This is a genomic window from Paenibacillus sp. FSL K6-0108, assembly GCF_045040695.1.
Classification (GTDB): domain Bacteria; phylum Bacillota; class Bacilli; order Paenibacillales; family Paenibacillaceae; genus Paenibacillus; species Paenibacillus pabuli_B.
Genome location: NZ_CP150288.1, coordinates 6,938,301 through 6,964,790, shown reverse-complemented (window position 1 = coordinate 6,964,790; position 26,490 = coordinate 6,938,301). Strand labels below are relative to the sequence as shown.

At 48.7% G+C, this 26,490-nt stretch carries 20 protein-coding genes; 12 read left to right on the top strand and 8 right to left on the bottom strand.

Annotated features, from left to right (window positions below; genetic code table 11):
• Positions 1 to 132: 132 nt before the first annotated feature.
• Entirely contained in the window at positions 133 to 3,534 is a 3,402-nt protein-coding gene (locus tag MHB49_RS31650; RefSeq protein WP_405154223.1) for a GH36-type glycosyl hydrolase domain-containing protein, read from the top strand.
• 129 nt (positions 3,535 to 3,663) lie between these two features.
• Here the strand turns inward: MHB49_RS31650 and MHB49_RS31645 are convergent, their stop codons facing one another.
• On the bottom strand, positions 3,664 to 4,941 hold the full coding sequence (locus tag MHB49_RS31645) for a methyltransferase domain-containing protein (RefSeq protein WP_405154222.1): 1,278 nt from the start codon (positions 4,939 to 4,941) through the stop codon (positions 3,664 to 3,666).
• Positions 4,942 to 5,192: 251 nt separating this feature from the next.
• On the opposite strand from MHB49_RS31645, the gene MHB49_RS31640 reads away from it, so the two are divergent.
• Positions 5,193 to 5,696, top strand: coding sequence for a GNAT family N-acetyltransferase (locus MHB49_RS31640; protein ID WP_405154221.1), 504 nt, complete (start codon positions 5,193 to 5,195; stop codon positions 5,694 to 5,696).
• Between the two features lie 24 nt (positions 5,697 to 5,720).
• Complete coding sequence (locus MHB49_RS31635) at positions 5,721 to 6,509, top strand: SDR family oxidoreductase (RefSeq protein WP_405154220.1); 789 nt, start codon at positions 5,721 to 5,723, stop codon at positions 6,507 to 6,509.
• Positions 6,510 to 6,700: 191 nt separating this feature from the next.
• Here MHB49_RS31635 and MHB49_RS31630 read toward each other — a convergent pair whose 3' ends face one another.
• On the bottom strand, positions 6,701 to 7,249 hold the full coding sequence (locus MHB49_RS31630; RefSeq protein WP_247899676.1) for a GNAT family N-acetyltransferase: 549 nt from the start codon (positions 7,247 to 7,249) through the stop codon (positions 6,701 to 6,703).
• Between the two features lie 31 nt (positions 7,250 to 7,280).
• Positions 7,281 to 7,538, bottom strand: a complete 258-nt coding sequence (locus MHB49_RS31625; RefSeq protein WP_247899675.1) for a DUF2164 domain-containing protein — start codon at positions 7,536 to 7,538, stop codon at positions 7,281 to 7,283.
• A gap of 190 nt (positions 7,539 to 7,728) precedes the next feature.
• On the opposite strand from MHB49_RS31625, the gene MHB49_RS31620 reads away from it, so the two are divergent.
• Positions 7,729 to 9,468, top strand: coding sequence for a glutamine--tRNA ligase/YqeY domain fusion protein (locus MHB49_RS31620; protein WP_405157282.1), 1,740 nt, complete (start codon positions 7,729 to 7,731; stop codon positions 9,466 to 9,468).
• A 617-nt stretch (positions 9,469 to 10,085) separates the two neighbouring features.
• Here MHB49_RS31620 and MHB49_RS31615 read toward each other — a convergent pair.
• Positions 10,086 to 11,327, bottom strand: a complete 1,242-nt coding sequence (locus tag MHB49_RS31615; protein ID WP_405154219.1) for an MFS transporter — start codon at positions 11,325 to 11,327, stop codon at positions 10,086 to 10,088.
• Positions 11,328 to 11,408: 81 nt separating this feature from the next.
• Here MHB49_RS31615 and MHB49_RS31610 point away from each other — a divergent pair, with 81 nt between their 5' ends.
• Entirely contained in the window at positions 11,409 to 12,005 is a 597-nt protein-coding gene (locus MHB49_RS31610) for a molybdenum cofactor guanylyltransferase (protein ID WP_405157281.1), read from the top strand.
• Positions 12,006 to 12,070: 65 nt separating this feature from the next.
• Here MHB49_RS31610 and MHB49_RS31605 read toward each other — a convergent pair whose 3' ends face one another.
• The gene (locus MHB49_RS31605; RefSeq protein ID WP_405154218.1) at positions 12,071 to 13,054 is read right to left on the bottom strand and encodes a helix-turn-helix domain-containing protein; all 984 of its coding nucleotides are present in this window, start codon (positions 13,052 to 13,054) and stop codon (positions 12,071 to 12,073) included.
• A gap of 246 nt (positions 13,055 to 13,300) precedes the next feature.
• Between MHB49_RS31605 and MHB49_RS31600 the strand changes: the two genes are divergently transcribed.
• The 6 genes from MHB49_RS31600 (at position 13,301) to MHB49_RS31575 (ending at position 21,535) form a co-directional block, all read left to right on the top strand.
• Positions 13,301 to 15,304: a beta-galactosidase gene (locus MHB49_RS31600; RefSeq protein ID WP_405154217.1), complete on the top strand. Its 2,004-nt coding sequence runs from the start codon at positions 13,301 to 13,303 to the stop codon at positions 15,302 to 15,304.
• 130 nt (positions 15,305 to 15,434) lie between these two features.
• Positions 15,435 to 17,225: a sensor histidine kinase gene (locus tag MHB49_RS31595; RefSeq protein ID WP_405154216.1), complete on the top strand. Its 1,791-nt coding sequence runs from the start codon at positions 15,435 to 15,437 to the stop codon at positions 17,223 to 17,225.
• Complete coding sequence (locus tag MHB49_RS31590) at positions 17,222 to 18,322, top strand: response regulator (RefSeq protein ID WP_405154215.1); 1,101 nt, start codon at positions 17,222 to 17,224, stop codon at positions 18,320 to 18,322. Before MHB49_RS31595 ends, MHB49_RS31590 begins: the two co-directional genes overlap by 4 nt.
• A gap of 144 nt (positions 18,323 to 18,466) precedes the next feature.
• Positions 18,467 to 19,747 (top strand): ABC transporter substrate-binding protein, encoded by a 1,281-nt coding sequence (locus MHB49_RS31585; protein WP_405154214.1) that lies wholly within the window; start codon positions 18,467 to 18,469, stop codon positions 19,745 to 19,747.
• A 79-nt stretch (positions 19,748 to 19,826) separates the two neighbouring features.
• The gene (locus MHB49_RS31580) at positions 19,827 to 20,711 is read left to right on the top strand and encodes a carbohydrate ABC transporter permease (RefSeq protein ID WP_247899668.1); all 885 of its coding nucleotides are present in this window, start codon (positions 19,827 to 19,829) and stop codon (positions 20,709 to 20,711) included.
• Positions 20,708 to 21,535: a carbohydrate ABC transporter permease gene (locus MHB49_RS31575; protein ID WP_247899667.1), complete on the top strand. Its 828-nt coding sequence runs from the start codon at positions 20,708 to 20,710 to the stop codon at positions 21,533 to 21,535. The genes MHB49_RS31580 and MHB49_RS31575 overlap by 4 nt, the downstream gene beginning before the upstream one ends.
• A 113-nt stretch (positions 21,536 to 21,648) precedes the next feature.
• On the opposite strand, the gene MHB49_RS31570 is transcribed toward MHB49_RS31575, so the two are convergent.
• On the bottom strand, positions 21,649 to 23,136 hold the full coding sequence (locus MHB49_RS31570) for a PLP-dependent aminotransferase family protein (protein ID WP_405154213.1): 1,488 nt from the start codon (positions 23,134 to 23,136) through the stop codon (positions 21,649 to 21,651).
• A 158-nt stretch (positions 23,137 to 23,294) separates the two neighbouring features.
• Here MHB49_RS31570 and MHB49_RS31565 point away from each other — a divergent pair, with 158 nt between their 5' ends.
• Positions 23,295 to 23,903 carry a LysE/ArgO family amino acid transporter gene (locus tag MHB49_RS31565; RefSeq protein ID WP_405154212.1) on the top strand — a complete coding sequence of 203 codons (609 nt, stop codon included), beginning with the start codon at positions 23,295 to 23,297 and terminating at the stop codon, positions 23,901 to 23,903.
• Positions 23,904 to 24,257: 354 nt separating this feature from the next.
• Here the strand turns inward: MHB49_RS31565 and MHB49_RS31560 are convergent, their stop codons facing one another.
• Positions 24,258 to 25,094, bottom strand: coding sequence for a methyl-accepting chemotaxis protein (locus MHB49_RS31560; RefSeq protein ID WP_282189427.1), 837 nt, complete (start codon positions 25,092 to 25,094; stop codon positions 24,258 to 24,260).
• Between the two features lie 341 nt (positions 25,095 to 25,435).
• Entirely contained in the window at positions 25,436 to 26,437 is a 1,002-nt protein-coding gene (moaA, locus tag MHB49_RS31555; protein WP_247899664.1) for a GTP 3',8-cyclase MoaA, read from the bottom strand.
• Positions 26,438 to 26,490: the final 53 nt, after the last annotated feature.

The following is a 26,490-nucleotide window of genomic DNA, read 5'->3' as shown; positions in this document are numbered from 1 at the left end:
TTTTTTGAGTAGTTGAATCATGGGGATCACCGTCCGAATGGGCCAGTCAAAGGTCACTTCGCAGAGGACCCCTATTCTTTTTCAGATTTATCGAAACGTTTCGATTTTATACTAATTGAAGGAGTGAATCGTATGACAACGATGATTAATGAACCAATCCGGCTGACTGCCGGGGAGTTATCCTTTACCTTTTTGAACAGTGGGGACCTGTACCAGGCCAAGTCCGGTACGACCATGCTGAATCAACTGCTCAGCAACCAGATTGATGGATCTTTGAATAACCTGTACCTGCGTGTACACGAGGGAGAGAAAATCAGCTCGTTCCCACTGCTGGGTGTGCGTTCGAACAGCAAAGTAATCACAAGCAAAGCGCAATCCGGCAATCAACTGATCTGGGAAGGTACAGTACAGCTAGAAGGCAAAGAACAAGGCGTTGGCTATCAGGTTGTGTTTACAGCCACAACGCAAGGCGTCTGGTTCTGGGATGTAAAGCTCACAGGACAACAACTTAACGTCGACGTGGTATATGGACAAGATGTAGGTCTTGCTGATCCAGGTGCAGTACGCAGCAATGAAGCCTATCTGTCACAGTATATTGACCATACGGTGTTCGAGGATGAAGCGAAGGGATATGTGGTATGTTCCCGTCAAAATCAGCCTCAGGGCGGTGCTTTCCCTTACATGCAACAGGGTTCTCTGACTAAGGCAGTTGGTTACTCGACAGACGGATTCCAATTCTTCGGTCTCTCCTACAAGGAAACAAATCAGCCTGAGAGCCTGAGCCATAATACATTGGCAAATGAGACGTACCAATATGAATTTGCCTACACAGCATTGCAATCGGAGCTTGTAAACCTGGACGGGGAAGCCCAAGTGGTCTTCTACGGACTGGCCAAAGCAGATCATCCTGCTGGAATTTCCGCTCTGGAATTCGGGGATGAAGTGACTGCAGCATGGAACGAAGTACAAGCATTGACTGTGGAGCAAGGCGAGACGTTGGAACAGGTGAAACTGTCATCCTTCTTGGGTGAACCACTTGCTGCGCTTGATTTGACACAAGATGAGATTAATGATCTGTTCCCTGATCGCCATCAGGAAGAGCGTAGCGGAGATTCGCTGTTATCCTTCTTCACGGGTAGTTATGAACATATTGTCCTGAAAGCGAAAGAATTGCTCGTAGAGCGTCCGCACGGCCATATCCTGATGAGTGGTGGCAATGTACAGCTTGGTGCGCAGGTTATTACGACGACATCGTATATGTACGGTATTTTCAATTCACAACTCGTTATTGGTAATACCAATTTTAATAAAATGATCAGTAATGCCCGCAACGCATTGAACGTGCCGAAGACGGCTGGACAACGCATTTATGTGGAAATGGACGGACAATATCGTCTGCTGATGATGCCTTCCCTGTTCGAGATTGGCTTCAACTATGTGCGTTGGATCTACAAAACCGAATCGGATACCATTATCGTGACCAACTACACTGGAGCACACACCACTGAAGTGAGCATGAACGTGCGCTCGACAAGTGGCAAAGCATATCGTTACCTGGTAACCAACCAAATTACGATGAATGTCAATGAATACGAATATCCGCTGCATATGACGCAAGATGGCAACACGCTGATCTTCAAGGCTGATCCGCAAGCGATTAGTGCCGGAACGTATCCTGATCTGCAATACTGCATGTCGGTGGATGGCGCAGCCGTAAATGTTGGGGACGAAACGTTGCTGGCGAGTGGCATCCGCAGTGGATCTGCATCGCTGGTTACACTTAGTCTGGAAGAGAGTGCAGCATGGACGCTGAAGATACAAGGCGTATTGGAAGGTCAAGTAAATGAAGCGGATGGTTCTGTGGCAGCATGCTCCAGCCTTGCTTTTGAAGAGGAAGTTCAGGCATACCGTGAGTTCTTCGCAGGTGTAATGAATGGTTTCCGTTTGTCTCGTGGTGAAGGCCAAAGTGCAGAGGATCTGTTCAAAGTGAACGCGCTGGCGTGGTGGTACACACACAACATGCTGGTTCACTACTCCGTGCCTCACGGATTGGAGCAGTATGGCGGCGCGGCGTGGGGTACTCGGGATGTATGCCAAGGTCCGGTTGAATACTTCATGGCTACGCAAAAATATGAGCAGGTTCGCGATATCATCAAAATGGTATACACCCACCAATATGAAGATGATGGCAACTGGCCGCAATGGTTCATGTTTGACAAGTACTTTGCCATTCAGCAGGAAGAGAGCCATGGTGACATCATCGTATGGCCGCTGAAAGTGCTGGCAGACTACCTGACAGCGACTCGTGACTATGCGATTCTGGATGAGAAAGTGCCGTATACCGTTAAGCACAGCTTTGGTTTCACGGAAGAAACGGCAACTGTATTGGATCACGCGAAAAAAGAGATTGAATACATCCGCTCGCATTTCCTGCACGACACATTCCTGTCTTCTTACGGTGATGGGGACTGGGATGATACGCTCCAGCCAGCCAATGCCCAGCTCAAACAATATATGGTGAGCAGCTGGACTGTTGCTTTGACTTATCAGTCTGTCAATGTGCTCGCACAGGCGCTGCAACATAAGGACGCTGCATTTGCACAGGAGCTGGACGTTCTGGCTCAAGGCATCCGTGAAGACTTTAATCGTTATATGCTGGGTACAGATGTGATTCCAGGCTTCGTATACATGGAAGAAGCGGATCAGGCGAAGCTAATGCTTCACCCAACGGATACAGAGACAGGCATTCAATACCGCCTTCTGCCGATGACACGCAGCATGATCGGTGAATTACTGAATGCAGAACAAGCTGAATCACATTATGCGTTGATTCGTGAGCAGTTCCTGTGCCCGGATGGGGTACGTCTGATGAATCGCCCGGCTCAATATGCAGGTGGGGTGAGCAGTCACTTCAAACGGGCAGAGCAAGCGTCCAACTTCGGTCGCGAGATCGGTTTGCAGTATGTACACGCTCATATCCGTTACGTTGAAGCGATGGCGAAGCTTGGTAAGACAGATCAGGTGTGGAATGGTCTTGCCATGATTAACCCGGTTGGCATCGGCGAAGTTGTACCTAATGCGGAGATTCGTCAGGCGAACGCGTATTTCAGCAGTTCCGACGGCAAGTTCAATACGCGCTACGAGGCGCAGGAGCATTTTGACCAACTACGCAAAGGAACAGTACAGGTGAAAGGTGGATGGAGAATCTACTCCAGCGGTCCTGGAATCTACATGAACCAACTGATCTCGAACGCACTTGGCATTCGTCAGGAAGGCGGAGATCTGGTTATTGACCCGGTATTGCCAGCTGAGCTGGACGGCATGCAATTCGAATTCGAATATGCAGGAGAGCCGGTAACGTTTATCTATCACTTGAATGAAGGTGCTGTGAACCGGGTAACGATAGACGGTAAGGACATCCGCACTGAGCAAACGGTGAACCGCTACCGTCAAGGTGGAGCTCGTATCTCGCAGGATGAGTTCAAACAGGCGCGTAATGCTTCGGAGCGCACCATTGTTGAAATTTATATGTAAACTCAATACAAGCTCGATGTTTCACTAGAGTGGAAGGTCATCCTCCTTAACAGGCAGGGTGACCTTTTTTTATTGAAGAAGGATTCATTGGCAGGTCAGGGGGGAACTCGCTACGGTACGAAGATCATTCTAACGCAATGGAACGGCCAGTACCGTGTGTAGCAGCGCATTATGGCGTATATGCTTCGTCACATAGCCTAAGTCCTCCAGCGAGCCGCACAGTCCGTCCAGCAGCGGGAAATGACGTTCCTTTATCGTTTGTAACTGCTCCTCATGACCTGCTGCCTCAGCCTGCTGGATATACGTCTGACGGTGAGCTGCATCAGCAAACATCAGGTCTGTCAGGCAGATCCGTCCACGTGCAGTTAACACTCGCTGCATCTCTTGTAATGCCAGTTGCTGCTGATCTGGGCTCAGATGATGGAAGGCGAAGCTGGATACGACAAAATCAAAGGACTGGTCAGCGAAAGGCAGCGCCAGAAAGTTGCCAAGCTTCACATGCATCTCGGGATATTTGGTGCGGCATGTACGCAGCATCTCCCGGGATTGATCGATGGCAGTCATCGCTGCACCGCGCTCTAACAGTTTGCCAGCCAAATTCCCCGTGCCTGTACCGATATCAAGCCCTTTTTCGCCGGGTGCAGGAGATATCCAGCTTGCTGTCTGCTCCAGTGCCTCGTCGTAGTTGTCATATATATTGAAAGGTCTTGCACCTACTCCCACTTCCAATTCTTCCGATCTTGATCCTACATTTTCTGGATACGTTGTATCGCTGTTTAGCCTATGTGCTGTCCGGCTATTCTGCTGGCTGCGAACTTCATCGCCGTAATGATCTGGTCCGTCTTCTCGATCCGACTCAACCGTTGCTTGCATGGCTACAAGTCCTGAATCAATGCTGACATTTGAGGCAATTTGTCTTGGTAGACGACTATTCGCCGCCTGTACACGTTGATCGTGGATTGCCGCCTGCGTATCGTAGTTCCAGCGGTCATGCCAGTTCTGCCGGGCTTCCCTGAGGCGGCGTGCACTGTCTGCAAGATCATGCAGATGGCTGACATCCAGTGGCCCGTCCTGGCGGTTGAGATCAATCATGCGCTGGGTTGTATCCAGCATGCGTTTGAGCTCGACCCACTGGGCATACATGACTGCCTGCTGCAGCTCCAGATATTCTTCCAGCCGCTGCTGATTGCCCTGGTCAATCTCTCCGAGCGCTTGGGTGATATCCTGAAGTGACATTCCGATCTCACGCAGAGCTGCAATGGTTTGCAGCCGCCAGATATCATTCTCGGTATATGTACGGTATCCGTTATTTGTCTGTTTGACGGGGGAGATCAGTCCTTTTTCCTCATAGAAGCGAATGGCTCTCGCCGATATGCCGAGTCTGTCCGCGGCATCCTTGATGTTCATCACATACACCTCCTTATCGAATCAGTATATTATCGATTTAGTATAAAGGATGACGTTACGGAAAGGTTAAGCATGAATTTCATTCTACACAGTGAAATTTTAGTCAAACCTGAGGCTATGCTACAATATAAGGCAAATGAGCTTTTGCATCGTATTTAATTGCAAAATGCCAAAATGAGCAAGGAATATCCTATTTATTAAACGCTGCTTCGCACAGCGTTATCAATTATTGCACGAAAGGTTGAAGTTTTATGCTTACCAGTTACACGTATACCATTCGGCCATCCGAAATTAAGGATGCAGCCCAACTGATGGAACTGGATGCTCTGGTATGGGATAAGCATACCTCTCCGGCCCCGTTTCAGTGGCGCTCCAGACAACAATATTTGCAGCATTGTCCTCCAGGCAGCCAGCTGATTGCCGTTCAGGGAGAACGGGTATGTGGTTATGTGGGCTTTTATCTGCCGACAGGAATGCCTGTTAACCGACATGTATACGAGATTAATATCGCCGTTCATCCCCATGATCGTCGCTGTGGTATTGCCACAGCTCTGATGGATGCCATGAAGCAGCATGCCTCTGAACAAGGGATCACCAAGCTTAGGTTGCGGGTGTTATCCAGCAATCCGGGGGCAATTGCTTTTTATAAACAGTGCGGATTTGTGACGGAAGGCAGACTGGTGTCGGAATTTTATATTGCAGGCAAGTATGTGGACGATATTCTGATGAGTTATTTCATCCAGGCCAACGGATAGAACAGAGTCGAAGGAGGAACAACAATGGACATGGGACTTCGAGGTAAAAAGGCACTGGTGCTTGCATCCAGTCGAGGACTGGGCAAAGCGGTAGCCGCTCAATTGGCGTCAGAAGGCGCCGATGTCATGCTCGCCAGCCGGAGCGAAGAGAAGCTTGCAGCGGTGAAGCAGGAGCTGCTGGCGCTTGGTGGTGGCGGACGTATCGAATATTGTGCAACCGATGTGACAAACAAGGAAGATATTGATGCCCTGATTCGCAAGACAGGCGAACAGTTTGGGCAGATTGATATTTTGGTGAACAATTCAGGCGGGCCGCCTTCAGGAACATTCGAATCATTGACCGATGAAGATTGGGAGCGTGCATTTGAATTAAATGTACTTAGCTATGTCAGACTGATTCGCGGTGCGCTTCCTTACATGAAGGAGAACGGCGGACATATTGTAAACATTGCCTCCACCTCGGTGAAGCAGCCGATTCCCGGTCTGATTCTGTCCAATACGTTCCGTACGGGTGTATTCGGATTGGCCAAGACTTTGTCACAGGAGCTTGCACCATATGGCATTCTGATTAATACGGTTGCGCCTGGTCGGATTGGAACGGATCGAATACACAAATTGGACGCAGCGCGTGCAGAGCAGAACGGAATAAGTGAGGAAGAGGTTGCCGAACAATTCCGTAAGGAAATTCCACTGGGACGTTATGGTCAACCCGAGGAGTTTGCCAAAGCAGTTGTGTTCCTCTTATCAGGAGCAAATACGTACATTACAGGTACATCTCTTGTGGTGGACGGTGGCATGGTACGTGCGCTCTAAGAAGAAGTCGGATCGAGAGATTACAAGTTATATGGATGCATAAATGCGCAAATAAGATAAGCCCCTCCTTATTCTCCACATATTGTGGAGGAGGAGGGGCTTTAAGATTTAATGTATGCCTATGCCATTGTGTGAGGGCCAGATTCCCAGCAGGAATTGGTCCTACAAGCATTCAAATTATGTAAGTCTAATTAGCGCAAAAGTTCCCATTCATGCTGCAGCATGCCATACACCGCATGGTTTACATAGCCCTTGGGCAGCTTCTCCGCCTGGCGAATAACGCCTTCAAGGACGAATCCAAGCCGTTCAGGGATGGCCCGGCTCCGCTTGTTGTTGGTTGCAGAACGAATCTCGACACGGTTCAAATCCAGTGTGACTAGAGCGTAGTCCACCAGAACGCGGCAAGCGCTGGTCATCAAGCCTTGTCCTTCAAAACCTTTGCCAAGCCAGTATCCGATGCTTACCGAGCGGTTGGTCCAGTTAATTTCGTGGAAGCCGATGATGCCTGCAAGATCGCCTTTCAGCCAGACGCCTGCAGTAAAACCGCCGTTTTCCGCTCCCTGTTTCAATGCATTGCTGATAAAATTGGAAGTATGCTCAATCTCGGTAACGTTGTCCACCCACGGTAACCAATGCCTCAATTGATCCCGCGAGCGGTCTGTGAGTTCGAACAACGGTTTGGTGTGCTCCATTGCAAGTGGGCGGAGTTCGGTATATTCATCCAATGAATAGGTAAACATGAGTGCAACCTTCTTTCTTTGTAATAATGGTTTATCGGGAAGTCTTTGGTAGCTTGCGCTCCAATGCAAACAGGTCTTCTTCCATCGAGGCCATGCGTTGATTCACCGTCGTACGGGCGTCACCCAGTGCCTGATTATATATGTAGGGAGCCAACTGGGTCATGAAAAGATCCAGCACACCCCAAGCTGCCAGATCGCCCAGTTCTTCGCCGCGTTCCTCTTCGAAATACGACTGGATGGTGCGTATGGCTTCATCCTGTTGTTCTTTGGACAGTTTTAGCGCGTTCAATGGGAAACCCTCCCTTAAATTCTGTTTTTCTATCATGCTACATGATTCGTGCGAACCCGTCAAAATGGTTTTGGGCCTATCTTGTGTGCAATTGATCCTGATTATGGTGGCGTTATTTATTGAACTCCTCCCTCGTTAAAGGTATATTTAAATGAAACGCGTTGCAATTGCTGAAAGTTCCAATCAATTCATGAAAGGTTTGATACCTGTGGACAATCGTACAACCCCACCTAACTTTATCAAAAATATTATTACCGAAGATCTCCGGTCAGGGAAAGTCCAGGAAGTCATTACCCGTTTTCCTCCGGAACCGAACGGTTATCTGCATATCGGCCATGCCAAAGCGATCTGGATTAACTTTGCACTGGGTGGCGAATTTGGCGGCAAAACAAATCTGCGCTTCGATGACACGAACCCGGTCAAGGAAGATGTGGAATACGTACAATCGATTCAGGAAGACGTGAAATGGCTTGGATACGAGTGGAGCGAAAAACGTTTTGCCTCGGATTATTTTGATGAAATGTACAACCGTGCTGTCTTGCTGATCCAAAAAGGAAAAGCTTACATCGACGACCAAAGCGCTGACGAAATACGTGCCATGCGTGGAACGCTCACGGAGCCGGGCAAGAACAGCCCATACCGTGACCGTTCAGTAGAAGAGAACCTTGACCTGTTCACACGGATGCGTGCAGGCGAGTTCCAGAACGGTGAGAAAGTGCTGCGCGCCAAGATTGATATGGCCTCACCGAACATCAATTTGCGTGATCCGGTCATTTACCGAATTGCTCATGCCCATCATCATAATACGGGTGATAAATGGTGTATCTATCCGATGTACGCATTCGCGCATCCGCTCGAGGACGCTATTGAAGGGGTAACCCATTCCCTCTGCTCTCTGGAGTTTGAGGACCAACGTCCATTCTATGACTGGGTTATTGCTGAATGTGAGATGGAGAACCAACCGCATCAATATGAGTTTGGCCGCCTGAACCTGTCGCAAATGGTGACAAGCAAACGGAAGCTGAAACTGCTCGTGGACGAAGGCCATGTGGATGGATGGGATGATCCGCGCATGCCAACGATTTCGGGTCTGCGCCGCCGGGGATATACACCGGAAGCCATTCGTGATTTCGTATTCGAAACAGGCATTTCCAAAAGCCAAGGGGTTATCGATCTGCAAACGCTGGAGCACTTTGTACGTGAAGATCTGAAATTGAAAGCTCCGCGCACGATGGCTGTCCTGCACCCGCTCAAAGTGGTCATTACCAACTATCCTGAAGGGCAAGTGGAATGGCTCGAAGCAGAGAACAATGTGGAGAACCCGGAGATGGGCAATCGCCAAATTCCATTCTCCCGCGAGATTTACATTGAGCAAGACGATTTCATGGAAAATCCGCCGAACAAATATTTCCGTTTGTTCCCGGGCAACGAAGTTCGTCTTAAACATGCGTACTTCATCAAATGTAACGATGTGATCAAGGATGCGGAAGGCAATGTGACTGAAATCCATTGTACCTACGATGTGGAGACGAAGAGCGGCAGCGGCTTCACAGGCCGTAAAGTCAAAGGAACGATCCATTGGGTGGAAGCGACCCAAGCAGTTCCGGCTGAATTCCGTCTGTATGAACCTCTGATCTCCGCAGAAGCACCGGAAGCTGATACCGAGCCAGAGGTGGCCGTGGCAGGCGCTGAGGTTGAAGTTGTGGAAGAGCAACCGGAGAAAACATTCCTGGATCAATTGAATCCAAACTCTCTTGAAGTCGTTCAAGGGTTTGTGGAGCAGGAGATGAAGGAAGCGAAAGCACAGGATAAATTCCAGTTCTTCCGTCATGGTTACTTCAGCGTCGATCCGAAACATTCCGAGCCAGGCCGTCCGGTGTTTAACCGGGTCGTATCCCTGAAAAGCTCGTTCCAACTGCCAAAAGCATAAGGCAGGTGGATGAACTTAATGTCCGTTCATCAGAGTGCTGGCAGTCAGCCAAGTTATAAGTTAAAGAAAGGGCATCCTTCGTCATGATCATGACGAAGGATGCCCTTTTGTTTTTTGAGGTAAGAATCTAACGAACTGAGGACACGCTATTCAAGTGTATTTGGGCGTTCCAGCAGCGTAACGAATCGTAGACACCTTATTTCCTCGTTTGGCCTGTCTTTTTTGGATTTTAGCGTCTCTTATGCGAAATAACGTGGCTGAGATTCCTTAGCTTTAGAATTTCGTGAAATTGCTGTAAATAAGGCGGCTAAGGTTCGTTATGGGCAACAAACCTTAGCGATTTTCTCTTATCTGCTACTATTCTTAATCTTTTGTTTGAATGTTTGAACGTTTTATTTACACCATAACGGAGAGGACAGAATAAAGCTGGAGAAGCGGAGCGTTCGCCTAAAAGCTTTCTGAAAGAAAGCTGCATCGGTAGCATACGCTTATCACCGGATTTTACCCTTATAGAAAGGGAATCCAAAAAATTCGGAGATAACAGCGATCGGAAGGTTGTTCTGTCATCGGAGTGCTCCAGTGTGACTTTGAACGTGCGAATAGCCTATAACAAAAAATTACCTTTCACCCATTTCCGTCAGCACAGTTGGCTGATAGCCGTTGCGACGGTTCGAGAACCACATGATACCAAAACCAACAGCACCAATCAGGGAGAAGAATACCCCGATGTTATACATAACCTCAGCACCGAAGCTCTGGAACAGCCAGCCACCGAACAGGCCGGCAATGACACCGGATATGCCGCCCCAGGCCATCGTATACACGGCCTGACCAGAGGAACGGTAAGGCCTTGGAATAAACAGCATCGTCAGCTGGGTCCCGACATAGAAATACCCGCCGAACGTAATGGAATGCATAAGCTGGATGAACACAATCTCTAATGGGTTGTTCGCCAGGGCCATGAGCTGCCAGCGGATGGCGAACAGCAGACTGATCAATATTAGCGAAGCGAGAAGCATGCTCATTTTGCGTTTGAGAAAACGGTCCAGGAGCAAGAATACACCGACTTCAAGAATGGATGAGGTGAAGATGGCCCAGCCAACCATCTGTTTATCGCCACCCATCTCCACGATGTACAATGACATAAATGTACTGTTCATGGCGTTGGGTACGGAAACGAGCACCCCAAGCCCGATAAAGATCATAAAGTATGGATTGAACATCACCCTGCCGAAACGTCGAAAGTTCACTATCGGTGTATCTGAAGCGATCGGCTGTCTGGGTAGAAACAAGGCAAAGACAAAGGCTATGACAATCATGAAGGCAAAGACAATCGATACACTGCCTGCTCCCAAGCGGTCAATCAGCGGTCCGGCAGCTGCAGCAGTCAGAGCCCAGCCCAGCGATCCCCAGAGCCGAAACGTACCGAATTTCTGAGTGGTTCCATCGATATAACCGAGGATGAGGCTGTTGGTTTGGGCAAACAACGGACTTTGAAAAAAATAAAAAAAGATCATGGCAGCATAGATCCAGGCATACGTAGGCGCATAGAATACGGCCTGAGCGAGTACAAAGGTGCCACCCATCATCATCATCAGGATAATTCGAATATTGCGTGATTTATCGCTCCAGAAGCCCCAGAACGGATTTGCGAACAAGGATACAAACGGACCAATCGCCATCAGACTGCCAATCTCCAATTTGGTCATACCGATCTCTTGCAGATACAACTGAAGAAAACCGGCGAAGATTGAAATGGCTCCATAAATGAAAAAGTTATATAGTTTCAGCGAAACCAAAGAGGGATTACCTCTTCCGGGTGCATATCTATCCAATAGAGCCATTCCTTTCAGAATCATATTCTTCAATGTATCATTTGTTGAAAGGGTATTCAATGTATAGAATAAGTTTATCGAACGAGGAGGATAACCGTGAGCACTATGGAATGGACAGGTATTATATTGGCGGGAGGCTTATCCCGCCGTATGGGTTCCAATAAAGCAATGTTGGAATGGAATGGTTCCAGCGTGCTGGAACAGGTCATCCAAGCGATGACACCAGCTGTGAATCGTATAATCGTTTCTGCAGGAACCAGCACGGCTGCATACAACACATTGCCCTACGACTGCGTTCAGGATAATTACCCCGGGAAAGGGCCGCTTGCAGGGCTGCATGCCGCGCTGGAAGCCTCAGAGACGGACTGGAACCTCATCTGCGCCTGTGATATGCCGCTGCTGGAGTCGTCCTTTTTCGAAGGTATGAAGAGGCTCACCGAATCAACTCAAGAGCATCATGTGATCGTTCCACGATTGGCAGGGCGTGTTCATCCGCTTGCAGGTGCATATCATAGGCATGTTCTCCCTGGACTTGAACAGCGTTTAATAGATAATCAATTGAAGGTAACCCAATGGCTTGAAGAGATTGAATGTCGATATGTCGACATGGATGAGCTGGAAAGCGCTGGTGTCCATGATGTGGCCATTCAGCTTAGTAATATGAATACGCAGGAAGACTATGAGTTTCTTCGGAACCGATAAGACGGATCTAACCCATCCATTCATTCATTACGTTAGTGAAAGGTCTAGCGAATCTGCTGGAGCTCTCACTGTTCTCCGTCCGATTTCGTTTCCCCGTTGGATGCTCTGGATCCGATGTCGCTGGAGCTCTCTTGAGCGGCGTTGCGATATTGAATTGGGCTCTGGCCAGTCCATCGTTTGAATTGCCGACTGAAGTGCGACAGATGGGTGTAACCCAGCTTCCATGCAATCTCTCCCAGAGAGAGCTTTGGCTGTTCAATCAGCACTTTGGCTTCCTGCAGCTTCAGACTGGACAGATAGGCTCGTGGAGATTGTCCGTACACCTTGCGGAAGATCTGCAGCCCGTATCCCGGGCTGATGCCAAACGAGGATATGATCTGCTCCACTTTGACGGTGGATACATTGCCCTCTTTGATTCGAAGCTGCGTATGGAACGCTTGCTTGATGGCTTCTGCGATGGCCCCTGCATAGTGCATGGCTGCGGGAGCTGGAGCATTAGGCGAAGCATCAGATCGGGTGGACAGCGGTTCGCGGTCAGCTGCTTGAGACAATAAGGCAAACAATTCAAACATGCGTGCCTGCATGATAAATTTGTCTGTGGAAGTGTATGCCTCCGATGTTCTGATCATGTTCATCCAGTTCTCCAGGACAGGGCGTATTTGCATATTATCTGTGGTACCCGTCTCATAGATTCGGCTGTGATGTGACATCAGCTTCAAGGTGAAAACAGGGTCATCCACATTGAAATGTGCACTGAAATACGTCATGCCTTCGGGTGATACACATCGGTTCGTATGTTTGAATCCGGGTGGAATCAGCAGAATGGAACCTTCCTCCACCGTATAGGTATACCCGTGAATAATGCTTTCCTGTGTTCCCTCTATAATCAGCATAATCTCAAAGCCCGGATGGGATTCCTCCGGCATCGCCCAACCGTATGGAACTTGTTGGCTGTGCGCTCCATAGAATTTAATGTTACAGTCGATAATAGGCAGCCAGTGAGCCAGTGTATGATGTGGCATTTCTCGAAGCTGTGATCGGATATCCATGACATTCACCTCGGAAAAGGGTAAAAACAACTCGCCTTGTACAATCGGCACCCATAGTATACTTCATTATAATCAGTTTAACGCCAACATTGGAAATCGTAGAACAGGAGAGCGTTCGACAGGTTGCTAAGTGTCTAATGTACTTCAATAGATAATAATGTAAACGTTATCATTATTCAATTGAATCATTTTATTTTGTATAAATGACAAGAGCTTCATACTTCCGGATGAAAAGGGGATTTGAATATGGACAAGTTATTGTACGGGGTAGCCTACTATGACGAATATATGCCTTATGAGCGATTGGACAAGGATATTCAGATGATGAAAGATGCAGGCATTAATGTAGTGCGGATTGCGGAATCCACCTGGAGTACGCATGAACCACAGAATGGCGTATTCGACTTCTCTTCAGTGGATCGTGTACTGGATGCTATGCATACAGCGGGGATTCAGGTCATTGTGGGCACCCCTACGTATGCTGTTCCGACGTGGATGGTCAAGGAGCACCCGGATGTTCTGGCAACCACGGTACAGGGTCCGGGGAAATATGGGGCGCGGCAGATCATGGATATCACACATCCAACCTACCTGTTCTATGCGGAACGCATTATTCGCAAGCTGATCTCCCGTGTCAGCAAACACCCTGCTGTGATTGGCTATCAGACAGATAACGAAACGAAGCATTACAACACTGCCGGAGATAATGTACAATTGCAATTCGTCAAATATATGCGCAACAAGTTCAGCTCATTGGATGAGCTGAACAAGGAATTTGGTCTCGATTATTGGAGTAACCGCATCAATAGCTGGGAGGACTTCCCGTCGGTTGTTGGTACAATTAACGGCAGTCTGGGAGCTGAATTTGCCAAATTCCAGCGCCAACTGGTAACTGATTTTCTGGCGTGGCAGGTGGGAATTGTAAATGAGTACAAACAGGAAGGTCAGTTTGTCACCCAAAATTTTGACTTCGACTGGCGTGGATATTCGTACGGCATTCAAGGGGATGTAGACCATTTTGCCGCATCCAAACCTTTTGATATCACCAGTGTGGACATCTACCATCCATCGCAGGATGATCTGACCGGCATTGAGATTTCATTTGGCGGTGACGTGGCGCGCTCCACCAAACAATCGAACTACCTCGTACTGGAGACGGAAGCACAGGCATTCTGGCACTGGGTTCCTTATCCGGGACAGCTTCGCCTTCAGGCGTTTAGCCACCTGGCCTCCGGAGCAAACATGGTCGCCTATTGGCACTGGCATTCCTTGCATAATTCGTTCGAGACGTATTGGAAAGGATTGCTGAGTCACGATTTTGAACCGAATCCAGTCTACAACGAGGCCAAAACGATCGGTAGGGATTTTGCTAGACTTAGCCCGCAACTGGTGAACTTGAAGAAAACGAATCGGGTAGCGGTGCTGTTCAGCAATGAGGCGTTGACGTCGATCAAATGGTTCGGATTTAATTTTAACAGTGACAAAAAATACAACGACGTTGTGCGCTGGATGTATGACGAATTATACAAAATGAACATCGGCTGTGATCTGATTGATCCGTCTGTGGAGAGTTATGAAGGTTATGATGTGATCGTTGTGCCTGCTTTGTACGCAGCTTCCGATGCCTTGCTTGAGAGGCTGAACCAATTTGTGCAGGATGGTGGACATGTCGTTTACTCTTTTAAAAGCGGATTCGCTAATGAGCATATTAAGGTCCGCTCTACCCGCCAGCCTGGACTGATCAGTGAGGCTTGTGGCATCAGTTACAACCTGTTCGTGGAGCCAAAGAACGTCTCGCTTCGAGATGATCCGTTCAAGGTTGGAGAGGAACAGAATCAGATTCACACCTGGATGGAGCTCATCACACCAACAACTGCAGAAGTGCTCGCATGGTATGATCATCCTCATTGGGGAGAATATGCGGCAATTACCCAGAATGCCTACGGCAAGGGCAAAGCAACGTACGTTGGATGTTATACCAGCTCTGCGGTGATTCGCAACGTGTTGGAGCGTGTCATGAAGGAAGCCGGACTGTGGGGAACCGATCAGGAGTTGGCTTTTCCAATCATCGTGAAGAGCGGAGTGAATGATCAAGGGAATACAATTCGGTATTTCTTTAACTACTCCGATCAGGCGACTTCATTCGCGAATGCCTACGGAGACGGAACGGAACTTCTGGCGGGAACAACGGTATCCAATGGACAGATCATTGAACTGGAGCCATGGGGGTTCTGCATTATTGAGCAATAATGGGAAAACATAAATGAATTGACAAGACAAAGTTCAATGACTATAAAAAGAATACAAAGACCAAAGCGCCCTCGGCTTCACGCTGGGGCGTTTATCTTATTTTAGCTCATAGCTCAGGAGTGGATGCCTTGTGTTTACCGAATTTTACCGGAAGCTTACTGATCCGTTCAAACGCAGCATTCGCAATAAATTAATTCTCACCATGACGTTTTTGGCGATTCTGCCCGTAATTGCCATGACCGTTGTGGCAGCTGAAAATACCCGTTCTTCCATGGAAGAAGAGATTATGGAGACCAATAGGGCGAATATGAATTGGGCCTCCATCTATCTGGGTGAACAATTCGCGCGGATGAACAATCTCATTTATTCCATTCAGATCAGTGATGAGCTGCATCAGTATTTGGCATTGAATCAGGATGCTCCAGCTGCCAGCAGGTTTGATGAGCAGAAGGCAGTGTTCAACATGCTGAACAGTGTATATTATTCGGCTGGCAACTATGTATTTGGCGTGGAATTATACCTGAAGGAACTGGACACGCTGTTCACTTTTAACTCAATGGAAAGCCGAATTCGATCGGTCCTGAACATCCCTGAGGCATACCATGAACTTTTTGAGCAGCATAAGGACTTTACGATTATTAATGATCCGAATGATCCAGAGAAGTTTCATATGACTCGCAGCATGAACCGTTTCGAGGATCAGGCGCAGATTGGCGCAATCAGTCTGGAAGTCAAGTGGGCTGAATTCAATCAGACGCTGGAATTGCTGGACAGTCGGGGAGATTATGCAGTGTACATCGCGGACAGTTCGGGAAGTCCGGTCTATCAGCCAAACAAGGAGATACAGCCTTCAGCAGAGGCACTGGAAAAGCTTGCAGCTACGACGGACAGTTCCGGTTTCATACGCACTGCCAAGGAGTATGTATTCTATCATGCCATTGACCCGTCAGGAATGCGTCTGATCAAAATTGTACCTTCCCATGTCATCAATGAGAGTGCCATGGAAACGATGAAGTATGGTCTTGTTGTGGGTGGGCTGGCTACGGTGGTTTCAGTGCTGTTGGCAGCATTGGTGGCTTGGCGAACATCCAAACCGATTGTCAGACTGGCAAATTCCATGAAGGGAATCCAGTTGATCAAGGACAAGGAAGTGGTGCGCAGTGGTCGGGTAGATGAGATTGGCCTGCTGGAGAAAAATCTGCATGGTATGGCAAGCCGCATTCGGGAGCATATCCGGGATAACTATCTCATGAATCTGGAGAAACAGACTGCTGAGCTCAAAGCGCTTCAATCCCAGATTCACCCACATTTTCTGCAAAATACGCTGCAGATGATCGGAGGTATGGTGTACTCACAGAAGCCCGCAGACAGTTACAAAGTGATTCGTGCATTAAGTGAGATGTTCCGTTATATTGTCAGAGCACCGGATGGCCTCGTGCCATTACAGTCTGAATTGGACCAGCTGGAGCATTATATGCTCATCCAGAAGCAGCGTTTTGGCAGCAGACTTGAATATCAACTGGAGGTTGAAGGCGGGCTCAGTGACTGTTACATTCCGAAGTTGTCCCTGCAGCCGATTGTGGAGAATGCATTTGTCCATGGTTTGGAGAAAAAGCAGGGAGAGTGGAAATTGAACATTCAAGTTGTCCGACTAGATCATGAGGTAACCATCCGCATTTCCGATAACGGGGTGGGCATGGATCAAGAGAGACTGGCTGAGATGCAAACGAGATTGTCCAAGCTGTCCAAGCAAGGAGACAGAGTATGGAGCTCAAGCACTAGCATTGGCCTGGTCAATGCCGCATCACGCATCGTGATGCACTTTGGGCCTGCATACGGCATGAACATGGAGAGTGAGGAAGGACAGGGAACCTGTGTCACTGTTCGAATTCCTTGCCATACAGGAGGCGAGATCACGTGAACAAGGATCATTATAGAGTGCTATTAGTGGACGATGAGCCATGGAACAGAGATATTTTGCGCAATTTGGGCACGTGGGATGAGCTTGGCATGATGGTAGCAGGTGAGGCAGAGGATGGCGGAGAGGCGATCCGGCTGGTTGAGCAGCATCAGCCCCATATTATCATTACAGACATGCGTATGCCGGGTAAAGATGGCGTGGAACTGCTCCAGACGCTGAGTGCACAATATCCGCATATCAAAGTGATTGTGGTCAGCGGTTATGATGATTTTAATTATGCGAAACATGCCATTCGCCACCGTGCCGCTGACTATCTGCTCAAGCCGGTCAATCCCGATGAATTGAATAACGTTCTGGCCAAGTGTAAGCGAGAATTGGAAAAGACCGAGTCCGGGCCGGAGTCTTGGGAACCTTATCCTTCCGCTTTTGCAGGCGAGTTCTCGCTGTTTCAGCAGCAGGCACGCCTGCGTTTTAACGACTTGAACGTTCAGGGATTACATGAGTTGTTCGGGCAGCTGGAGCACCGACTTGATACGAGTGATATTCGAAGACCGCAACAGCTTGGACGGGTCGCATACGAATTGCAGACGCTGCTGGGCGAGCTGTGTGTTTCCAACGGATTATGCGAGCAGCCTGCAGCAGCTGTGCTCCCGCCACCGACAGCCCTGGCGTCCATCACATCGGCGGTGGAGTGGATATCGGCGCCGTACTATACTTCGTTGGAGCAGCTGATTGCGCAGCGCAAATTCAAGAACAAGCTGAACCTGGATGAGGTGAAGCAACACATCGAGCAGCACTGCATGGAGATGATTACGCTGGAGCAGCTCGCGCAGATCTTTTTTGTCAGCAAAGAATATCTCAGCAAGGTATTCAAAAAAGAATACGGCGTGAATGTGACCGACTATATTGTCCAGTTACGGATGGCAAGAGCCAAGGAATGGGTGCTGGATGATCAGGTTCCATTCAAACATATCGCCGAGATGACAGGTTATGAGGATGTGTCGTATTTTTACCGGGTGTTCAAGAAACACTTCGGGGTTTCGCCTGGAGAGATGAGAAAGGGACAGCCTCGTATATCGGGTAACAGCCCCAAATAATTCATTCACAGAGAGTTTGCTGCTGGATTAAGGTTTAAAATAATCCAATAAACGAGTCTAATTTTGTCCAATGAAGCGCTTTCATTTCGTGATATATAATGATCCTATGAAAGACAAACCAGTTACACCGGGAGGTCATAAGAGATGAAAGTATGGAAAAGCGTAGCAAGTGCGGTACTTGTGAGTGTTCTGCTCGCAGGCTGCGGTTCCAATGCGGGCACGGATGGTAAGACGGAGGGGGCTGCATCGGGCAGTACAGTGTCCCTCAAAGTATTCATTGCACAGCCGCGGCTGAAAGAACATTACGATAAATATATAGAACAGTTCAAAGCCAAGGAGAAAGCCGAAAAGAATATTGAGGTCAACGTACAACTGGAGATGCCGCCAGCAGATAATGCGCCGCAGATTCTAAAAACTCGACTTGCATCGAATGATGCACCGGACGTGTTCGCACTTCATGCGGTCAATGAGATTCCGCCGTTCAGCAAAGCGGGTTATCTGGAAGACCTGTCGGGTCAACCTTTTGTCGATAAATTACTGGATTCCGTTAAGCCTTCCGTAACGGATGCGTCGGGTAAAGTCGTGGCCGTTCCTTTGGAAACGTTATCTTGGGGATACCTGTACAATAAGGATATTTTCAAAGAGCAGGGGCTGGAGGTTCCTACAACTTTGACGGAAATGAAAGCGGTCGTGGAAAAGCTGAAAGCAGCCAACATCACTCCGTTTGAACTGTCCTACAAAGAGGCCTGGATTCCGCAATTGTTCCTGCCACTTACTGTAGGTGCACTGACTCAGTCAGAACATAAAGACTTCCTGGACAAGATGAATCAGGATCAAGGTTCTTTCTCGGATATGAAAGCGTTGTTCGATATCTTCGATCTCGTTAATGCCAATGGAACAGAGAAAGCGCTTGAAGTGGGCGGTGATGATGGATCGGCAGCCTTTGCAACAGGCAAAGCAGCCATGTGGATTCAAGGACCATGGTTCGCAGAGACCATTCTGAAGTCCAATCCGGATATCAACTTCGGCGTAGCTCCACTGCCGATCAATGACAACCCGGATGATACCAAAATCAACCTGAGCACATCGACTTCGCTGGCCGTATCTTCCTCCAGCAAAAACAAGGAAGTGGCACTCGACTTCGTAAACTATGTTCTCGATGATAAGGATTCCAGTGCATTCTACGAAGCACTGAAATTCAATCCGGTTGCCAAAATTCATGATTTCAAAAGTTTCCCTTGGGTAGACGATGCCCTGAAATATGTTAACGAAGGCAAAGCGTATCAGGACCCATCCATTCCTCAAGCGGTTAAGGATGAATCAGGCAAAGCGCTGCAAGGTTACTATTCCGGACAACTGGATCAGCAGCAGGTGATTGATGCGCTCGACAAGGCGTGGAAATCCTACAACAAAGTCAACAAGTAAGCAGATGAAACGGCTGGCAGAACGGTCTTCGTTCCCCCCGTTTACGCGAGTCTGCTTATAGTAAAAAGGGGGAGAATCAATGGCTACGAGTGTATTCAAGAAGTATCTGTCGCTGCTAGCGTTCACTGCGCCTGCCTTTGTCATCTATGCCATTTTCCTGCTGTACCCCACATTTAGCGGTTTGTTCTACAGCTTGACGGACTGGAATGGTCTGAACCGGGATTACAGCTTTATCGGTCTGGGGAACTTCGTGGAGCTGTTCAAGGAAGACCCCGACTTTCTGAATTCACTGTGGTTCACGTTGAAATATGTGGTGTTTATGCTGATTCTGCAAAATGGAATTGCCTTGCTGCTCGCCGTGTTCATTGAGACACGGACGCGCAGCAAGGGGTTATTCCGAACCCTGTTTTTCATGCCGAACATGATCAGTACAATCATCAGCGCCTTTATGTGGACATTCATCTTCTCCCAGGTGCTGCCGCAGCTGGCCGAGAAGCTGGCTGTCTCCTTCTTGGACCAACAGTGGCTGGGTGATCCGAAATTTTCATTCTACTCCATCCTGATCGTATCGCTCTGGAATGGTGTGGGGTATATGATGATCATCTATCTGGCAGCACTCCAGGGTGTACCGAAGAGTCTGAAGGAAGCGGCTGTTATCGATGGAGCCAACGCGTTCCAGGTACTGCGTAATGTCGTATTGCCGATGATTACGCATGCCGTGACGATCTGTTTCTTCCTGACACTGAACGGAGCCTTCAAAGTATTTGAAGTCGTGTACGGTCTGACAGGTGGCGGTCCAGGCAGAGCCACTCAGGTCATTACGATGAATATTTATGAAGAGGCATTCTCCAACAATTTTAGATATGGATATGCCAGTGCCAAGTCGGTTGTGTTATTCGTCATCGTGCTCATCTTCACGCTCATTCAGATTACGGTGATGAAGAAGAAAGAGGTGGAAGCATGAGGATGCAACGAATTAACAGCTACCTGATTCGACTGCTGCTGGTGCTGGGTTCCCTCGTCGCCATGCTGCCAATCTACATGGCGATTGTAAACTCATTCAAAACGCAAGGTGAAATGTTCCAGTCCTTTATAGCTCTCCCAACGACATTTCATTGGGAAAACTACTCGGATGCTTTTACCAAAATCAACCTGCTGGGCAGCTCATTGAATTCGGCAATCGTGTCCTTCCTGGGTATTGGCGGTATCGTATTCTGCGCTTCATTGGCCGGATACAAGCTGTCGCGTACCTCAGGCAGATTGAGCAATCTGATCTTCTTCCTGTTCGTGGCATCCATGCTCGTTCCTTTTCATTCGATCATGATTCCGCTGACACGGGTTGCCAAAGGACTTCATGTCCAAGGAAGCACATACGGTCTGGCTCTGATCTATATCGGACTTGGTGTGAACATGGCGATCTTCCTGTATCACGGGTTTGTTAAGTCCATCCCGCGTGAATTGGAAGAGTCGGCACAGATGGATGGATGTAATGAGTTCCAGACGTTCTTCCAGATCATCTTCCCACTATTGCTGCCGATTACGGTTACGATCGCGATCTTGGACTTCCTGTGGATCTGGAATGACTTCCTGCTGCCACTGCTCATGCTGACGGATGTGAATCGTTATACGTTGATTCTATCCACCAACATGCTGTTTGGCGAGTACAACAAGGAATGGCCGCTGATTTTGTCTTCCCTGGTACTTACCGCGATTCCGGTAGTTCTCATCTATGCGTTCTTCCAAAAGTTCATCATGGAGGGTATTGCAGAAGGTGCGGTAAAAGGGTAAGGAAACCTGCCTGCGATCTAGACGAGACGTATCTGTCTTATTGATACAAAAACTTAAAAGAACCGCCTTGAACCGAGGGATGTCATTCTTTCCGGTCAAGGCGGTTTTTCATTTCATGATGACATCAGCTTGTTGACTGCCTGTGCCAGAAAGTGAAGTCCACGCTCCATCTCATCCGGTGAAGCGTAGGCATAGGACAGACGAATGTGCTCTGCATCCAGGCGGTCATAGAGATAACCCGGGTGAATCAGCACATGATTCTCCAGACAGGCATGGAACAATTCGCGAATGGAGAGAGGACTGACGGTAAACCGGAGCCAGATATAAAAACCTCCGGCAGGTACGCTCCACTCAGCGAGTTCACTGAAATCGCGTTGCAGAAGTTCAAGCATAAAGTCTCTGCGTTTGCGCAGTTCTGGCCGCAGGCGATCCATATGCTGCTTGTGGTATCCATCGGCAAACCAGAGCGCAGCAGCCTCCTGAGCGAGGGAGCTGGTGCCATAATCCGTCTGCATTTTGATGTCTGCGAGGCGACGGATCACCGGCTCCGCTCCAACCAGCCAGCCGAGGCGCAGACCGGGGCTGACTGCCTTGGACAGGGTGCCCATATGAAGTACCCGTCCTTCCTTATCGCGAGCCTTCAGCGATGGCGGCGGGGGCTCGTCCAGCCACAGATCGCTGTAGGCGGCATCCTCCAATATGGAGATGCCGGTGTTCCGCGCTGTGGCGAGCAGTTCTTCCCGGCGGCTGTCACTCATGACAGAGCCGGTGGGATTGTGGAAGCTCGGAATCGTATAGAGCAGCGAGACGCTGTCCTTGTTTGTCGCATTCTGTACGGCATCTTCCAGACGCGGAGTATGCAATCCTTCGGCATCCATCGGAATGCCGCTCATTTTCAACCCGGCGGATTGGAAGGCATGAATGGAGTACAGATAAGATGGTTTTTCCAGCAATACTGCCGATCCGCGGGGGAGGAGACCAACTGAAATAAGGTGCAGCGCCTGGAGTGAACCGGACACGATCAGAATGGAGTCAGGGGAGGCATGTATGCCATTTGCTTGCAAGTAGAAGGACAAAGCCTGTCGAAGCTCCAGACTACCTTGAGGTTCGAGGTAGTTTAGTGCACGAGAACGACTGGATAGAGTATGGAGGATGTCGTTAAAAGCTTCCTGAGGCATCAGCTCAGGGGCAAGCTCGCCCGTACCAAGCCTGATAACGCCTGGCTGGAACTCAGCCCGGTTAATCAGCTGTACCTCTGGCAGATTGGGGTAATACCAGCCTTCTTCGATGGCTTCCTCCCAGTTGGGCAGGGCTCCGTGAGCCAGCGCATGCCAGCCGGAGCCGCAGACATATGTTCCGCCGCCATGTCTGCCTTCAATCATGCCTGCGGCTGCCAGATTATCCAATGCCGTGACCAGCGTGCTGCGGTTCACACCCATGGATTGAGCCAATGTCCGCTGTGAAGGAAGCCGGTAGCCTGCTGTCCATTCTCCGGCAGTAATTTTCTCGCTGATATAGACTTCAATCTGTCGGTACAGAGGTAGGGAATGGGAGGGGTCCGGCTTCCAGCCACCCCCATGTCGAGCATCGGAACGATTCATGATTTGGTTCGCCTCCTTCTTGAATGAAAAATGATGGTTTTCCGTTTTCTTTCCTTTCAGTCACTATATCATTTGGTTGGGTTCAATGCCATCCAAGTGGTTGGTTACGTCTGGCGTTATCCTATTTAATATGGAGACATATAAGAGGGGGATGAACGATGGGTGTAATTATTCACGCAGTAGTGCTGGCGTTTGGCCTGATCTTGCCACTAGGTGTACAAAATGTATTTATTTTTAATCAGGGCATGAGTCAGCGAAGTTATGCGCGGGCGCTGCCAGCGATAGTAACCGCAGGACTCAGTGATACGTTGTTGATTGGAGCAGCCGTCGGAGGGGTGTCCCTCATTTTACTGCAGTGGCCGCTGCTGGCGAATGTATTGTATGCGGGAGGGAGTATGTTTTTACTCTATATGGCATGGAGCATTTGGAGGTCATCCAGGCCAGCGAATGGTTCTGCAACTGCACTGTCTACGGGGCGACAGGTCGCCTTTGCTGCTTCTGTTTCCTTGCTTAACCCGCATGCCCTGCTGGACACGGTGGCCGTAATCGGCACCAGCTCACTTCAATACGAGGGGGTGGCACGCTTTTATTTTGCAATAACGGCAGCAGTGGTATCATGGGTATGGTTCCTGGGACTTGCCGGTGCAGGCAGGTTAGTAGGCAGAACAGATCGGACAGGCCGGGTCAGTGTTTTCTTCAATCGATTGTCCGCTGTAGTCATGGTCGGAATGGCAGGCATGATGCTGTGGAAGCTGATCGTATCGTAAAAATAGAAAAGAATGGGGCTGTCTCAAAAGGAATACGCCTCGATCCAAGCGCTAACGAACCTACCACACCTTAAAAGCCAGATCATCAACGGTTGCAAAATTTAACGAACCTCAGTAACGCTATTTCGTCATAAAAGGGCTTCAAAACCTAAAAAATCAATGAATGGACGAAATAACGTCTCTGTGATTCGTTAGATCTCAGATCTGGGCAAATGGGAGCGAATAGCGTGTATCAGGTTCATTAAAACAAAATAACACTAAATGAGGATGTCCCCCGTCATATTCATGACTTATGGGACATCCTCATTGTCGTATGCTGGCCTTATGTTTAATGAGCCAAATGCGTATTCTATCTTATTCTGCCTTCAGTAGCATGGATTCAATAAAAGCTTTGAGATCCCTGGATGCGCTGTTCAGTTGATCAATCACCTCGCTGAACTCGGTGACGAGTTCGGCTTGCTGGGTACTGGATTGGGCGATAGATGTAATCTCCTGTTCCATCTGACGAATGGAATGCTGTACTTCCTTCAAGGACTGCTCAATGTTTACTGTTGCTTCTTTGGTTCCGGTGGATAATTTGCGTACTTCGGAAGCGACGACGCCAAAACCTGCTCCTGCTTCCCCTGCTCGTGCGGCTTCAATGGCAGCATTCAGGCCCAGCAGGTTTGTCTGCTCTGAAATCTCGCGGATGAATGATGCGACTTTGGTGACTTCACTGGAGTTTTGTACGGCCATCCGTGTGTTGTCCAAAATCTGTGAAGATGAAGCAGTCAATTGCTGGGACTGAGCAGCTACGGTCTGAACCATATCCGTCAATCTGCCGCTGATGCTGCCAATTAACTCCGTGAAATGCCCTAGTTGTTCCTCATTTTGGAGGGAAAATCCGATTGCGAGTGCACCCACGATATTTCCAGCTTCATCATAAAGTGGGGTAGCCGTAGAATTAAGGGCAGTCCCGTAGTGATGGGCCTCAATACGATTGGCTGAAGTCTCACCGTTAATGAGGGCCCGGCGCAATGTAGGATCATCAAGCGAGATCGGGTCGTCTGCCTTGATGCCCAAGTCGAGGTCTTCGCTGGGCACATAGTACCGGAATTTCTCGGTGTCGGTCACAGCAATCATCAGATTGTGCTCCTTAAGCATGAGTTTAAAATACGGGCTTGCTGCGACGAGTGCTTCAACAATATTCATTCGGATCAACTCCTATATATGTGTACGTATTATCGTGATGTATTGTATATACATCGTCACAATTACGGGATTCTTGAAGACCTGGCTGGGCATAAGGCAGATTAATTTTATTTTAATTATGGAATCAGTAAGATTTTAGGCAAACCATTCGCTTATCCAGACAAAAGATAAATTCAGAATCCAACAAAGCTGCTGAAGACAGAACGTCCTCAGCAGCTTTTTGGTATAACGATGATGGTTACAATCATGAAGTTAATTGGCATTATTATATTCTTGATATCTGTCTGCTCTGATGCACCTAAATAATGGATGTGTTACCCACTCGCAAGATCACGCTGTGCCTATCCACCAATCTGGGACATGCGTCGTACCGTCGGTGTATGGCTTTGCATTTTCTTCTCCAGGGCCAGCGCCATTTCATGATTCTTGGGCTTGGTGCCAAGAGCCTTGAGGAAGAGAGCTGCCATGGCATCGGGAGCATCCACGAAGCGGCGAACGTTGTATTCATCCGACCAGTACAGACATGCCTTGATATGCCCGTCTGCTGTCAGGCGCAGACGGTTGCAGTTGTCACAGAAGTGATCACTGACCGGATGAATCAATCCGAATGTCCCTTGTGAACCGGCAATCTTCATGTTCCGTGATGGTCCATTTCCTGCCGGACCTGCCGTATTTTCCACCGTCCAGCCAGCCTCTGCGCATACATCCGTGACGGCTTCCAGCGGCAAATACGATTTGCGCCATGAATCGGATGCCTGCCCAATCGGCATATATTCAATGAAGCGCACATGCAGCGGCTGATCTATGGTCATGGCAATGAAATCCTTGATCTCATCATCATTGATGCCCTTCATTAAGACGACATTGAGCTTGATTGGAGCAAGTCCAACTGCCGTAGCGGCTTCAATGCCCTTCAGCACCTTATTTACATCCCCGCCGCGAGTAATCATGGAGAAACGGCTCGCCTGCAGGGAATCCAGACTGATGTTGATCCGGTTCAGTCCAGCGTCTTTCAGGGCCTGAGCTTGTTTATCCAGCAATAAGGCATTGGTAGTTAACGCAATATCTTCAATCCCGTCAATGGCCGAGATCATACTTACGAGTTGATGCAGATCTTTCCGTACCAGAGGCTCGCCTCCGGTTAGACGGACTTTACGCATCCCCATTGGAGCCAGCACCTTGAGCACCTGGGCGATTTCCTCGTAGCTCATAATTTGGTCATGCGGGGCAAATTCCATGCCTTCTTCAGGCATACAGTACACACAACGCAAATTACAACGGTCCGTAACAGAAATACGGATGTAGTCATGTATCCTGCCAAAAGAATCCTGGAGCATTTCCATGCAGACCACCCTTTCATTGATTCAGATTGGAACGCTTCTATATGAAATGAACC

Excerpts from the sequence above, each read along its gene's own strand:
- MHB49_RS31650 (WP_405154223.1), top strand. The coding sequence starts at position 133 with ATGACAACGATGATTAATGAACCAATCCGGCTGACTGCCGGGGAGTTA.
- MHB49_RS31645 (WP_405154222.1), bottom strand. The coding sequence starts at position 4,941 with ATGAACATCAAGGATGCCGCGGACAGACTCGGCATATCGGCGAGAGCC.
- MHB49_RS31640 (WP_405154221.1), top strand. The coding sequence starts at position 5,193 with ATGCTTACCAGTTACACGTATACCATTCGGCCATCCGAAATTAAGGAT.
- MHB49_RS31635 (WP_405154220.1), top strand. The coding sequence starts at position 5,721 with ATGGACATGGGACTTCGAGGTAAAAAGGCACTGGTGCTTGCATCCAGT.
- MHB49_RS31630 (WP_247899676.1), bottom strand. The coding sequence starts at position 7,249 with ATGTTTACCTATTCATTGGATGAATATACCGAACTCCGCCCACTTGCA.
- MHB49_RS31620 (WP_405157282.1), top strand. The coding sequence starts at position 7,729 with ATGAAAGGTTTGATACCTGTGGACAATCGTACAACCCCACCTAACTTT.
- MHB49_RS31615 (WP_405154219.1), bottom strand. The coding sequence starts at position 11,327 with ATGATTCTGAAAGGAATGGCTCTATTGGATAGATATGCACCCGGAAGA.
- MHB49_RS31610 (WP_405157281.1), top strand. The coding sequence starts at position 11,409 with ATGGAATGGACAGGTATTATATTGGCGGGAGGCTTATCCCGCCGTATG.
- MHB49_RS31605 (WP_405154218.1), bottom strand. The coding sequence starts at position 13,054 with ATGGATATCCGATCACAGCTTCGAGAAATGCCACATCATACACTGGCT.
- MHB49_RS31600 (WP_405154217.1), top strand. The coding sequence starts at position 13,301 with ATGGACAAGTTATTGTACGGGGTAGCCTACTATGACGAATATATGCCT.
- MHB49_RS31585 (WP_405154214.1), top strand. The coding sequence starts at position 18,467 with ATGAAAGTATGGAAAAGCGTAGCAAGTGCGGTACTTGTGAGTGTTCTG.
- MHB49_RS31580 (WP_247899668.1), top strand. The coding sequence starts at position 19,827 with ATGGCTACGAGTGTATTCAAGAAGTATCTGTCGCTGCTAGCGTTCACT.
- MHB49_RS31575 (WP_247899667.1), top strand. The coding sequence starts at position 20,708 with ATGAGGATGCAACGAATTAACAGCTACCTGATTCGACTGCTGCTGGTG.
- MHB49_RS31570 (WP_405154213.1), bottom strand. The coding sequence starts at position 23,136 with ATGAATCGTTCCGATGCTCGACATGGGGGTGGCTGGAAGCCGGACCCC.
- MHB49_RS31565 (WP_405154212.1), top strand. The coding sequence starts at position 23,295 with ATGGGTGTAATTATTCACGCAGTAGTGCTGGCGTTTGGCCTGATCTTG.
- MHB49_RS31560 (WP_282189427.1), bottom strand. The coding sequence starts at position 25,094 with ATGAATATTGTTGAAGCACTCGTCGCAGCAAGCCCGTATTTTAAACTC.
- moaA (WP_247899664.1), bottom strand. The coding sequence starts at position 26,437 with ATGGAAATGCTCCAGGATTCTTTTGGCAGGATACATGACTACATCCGT.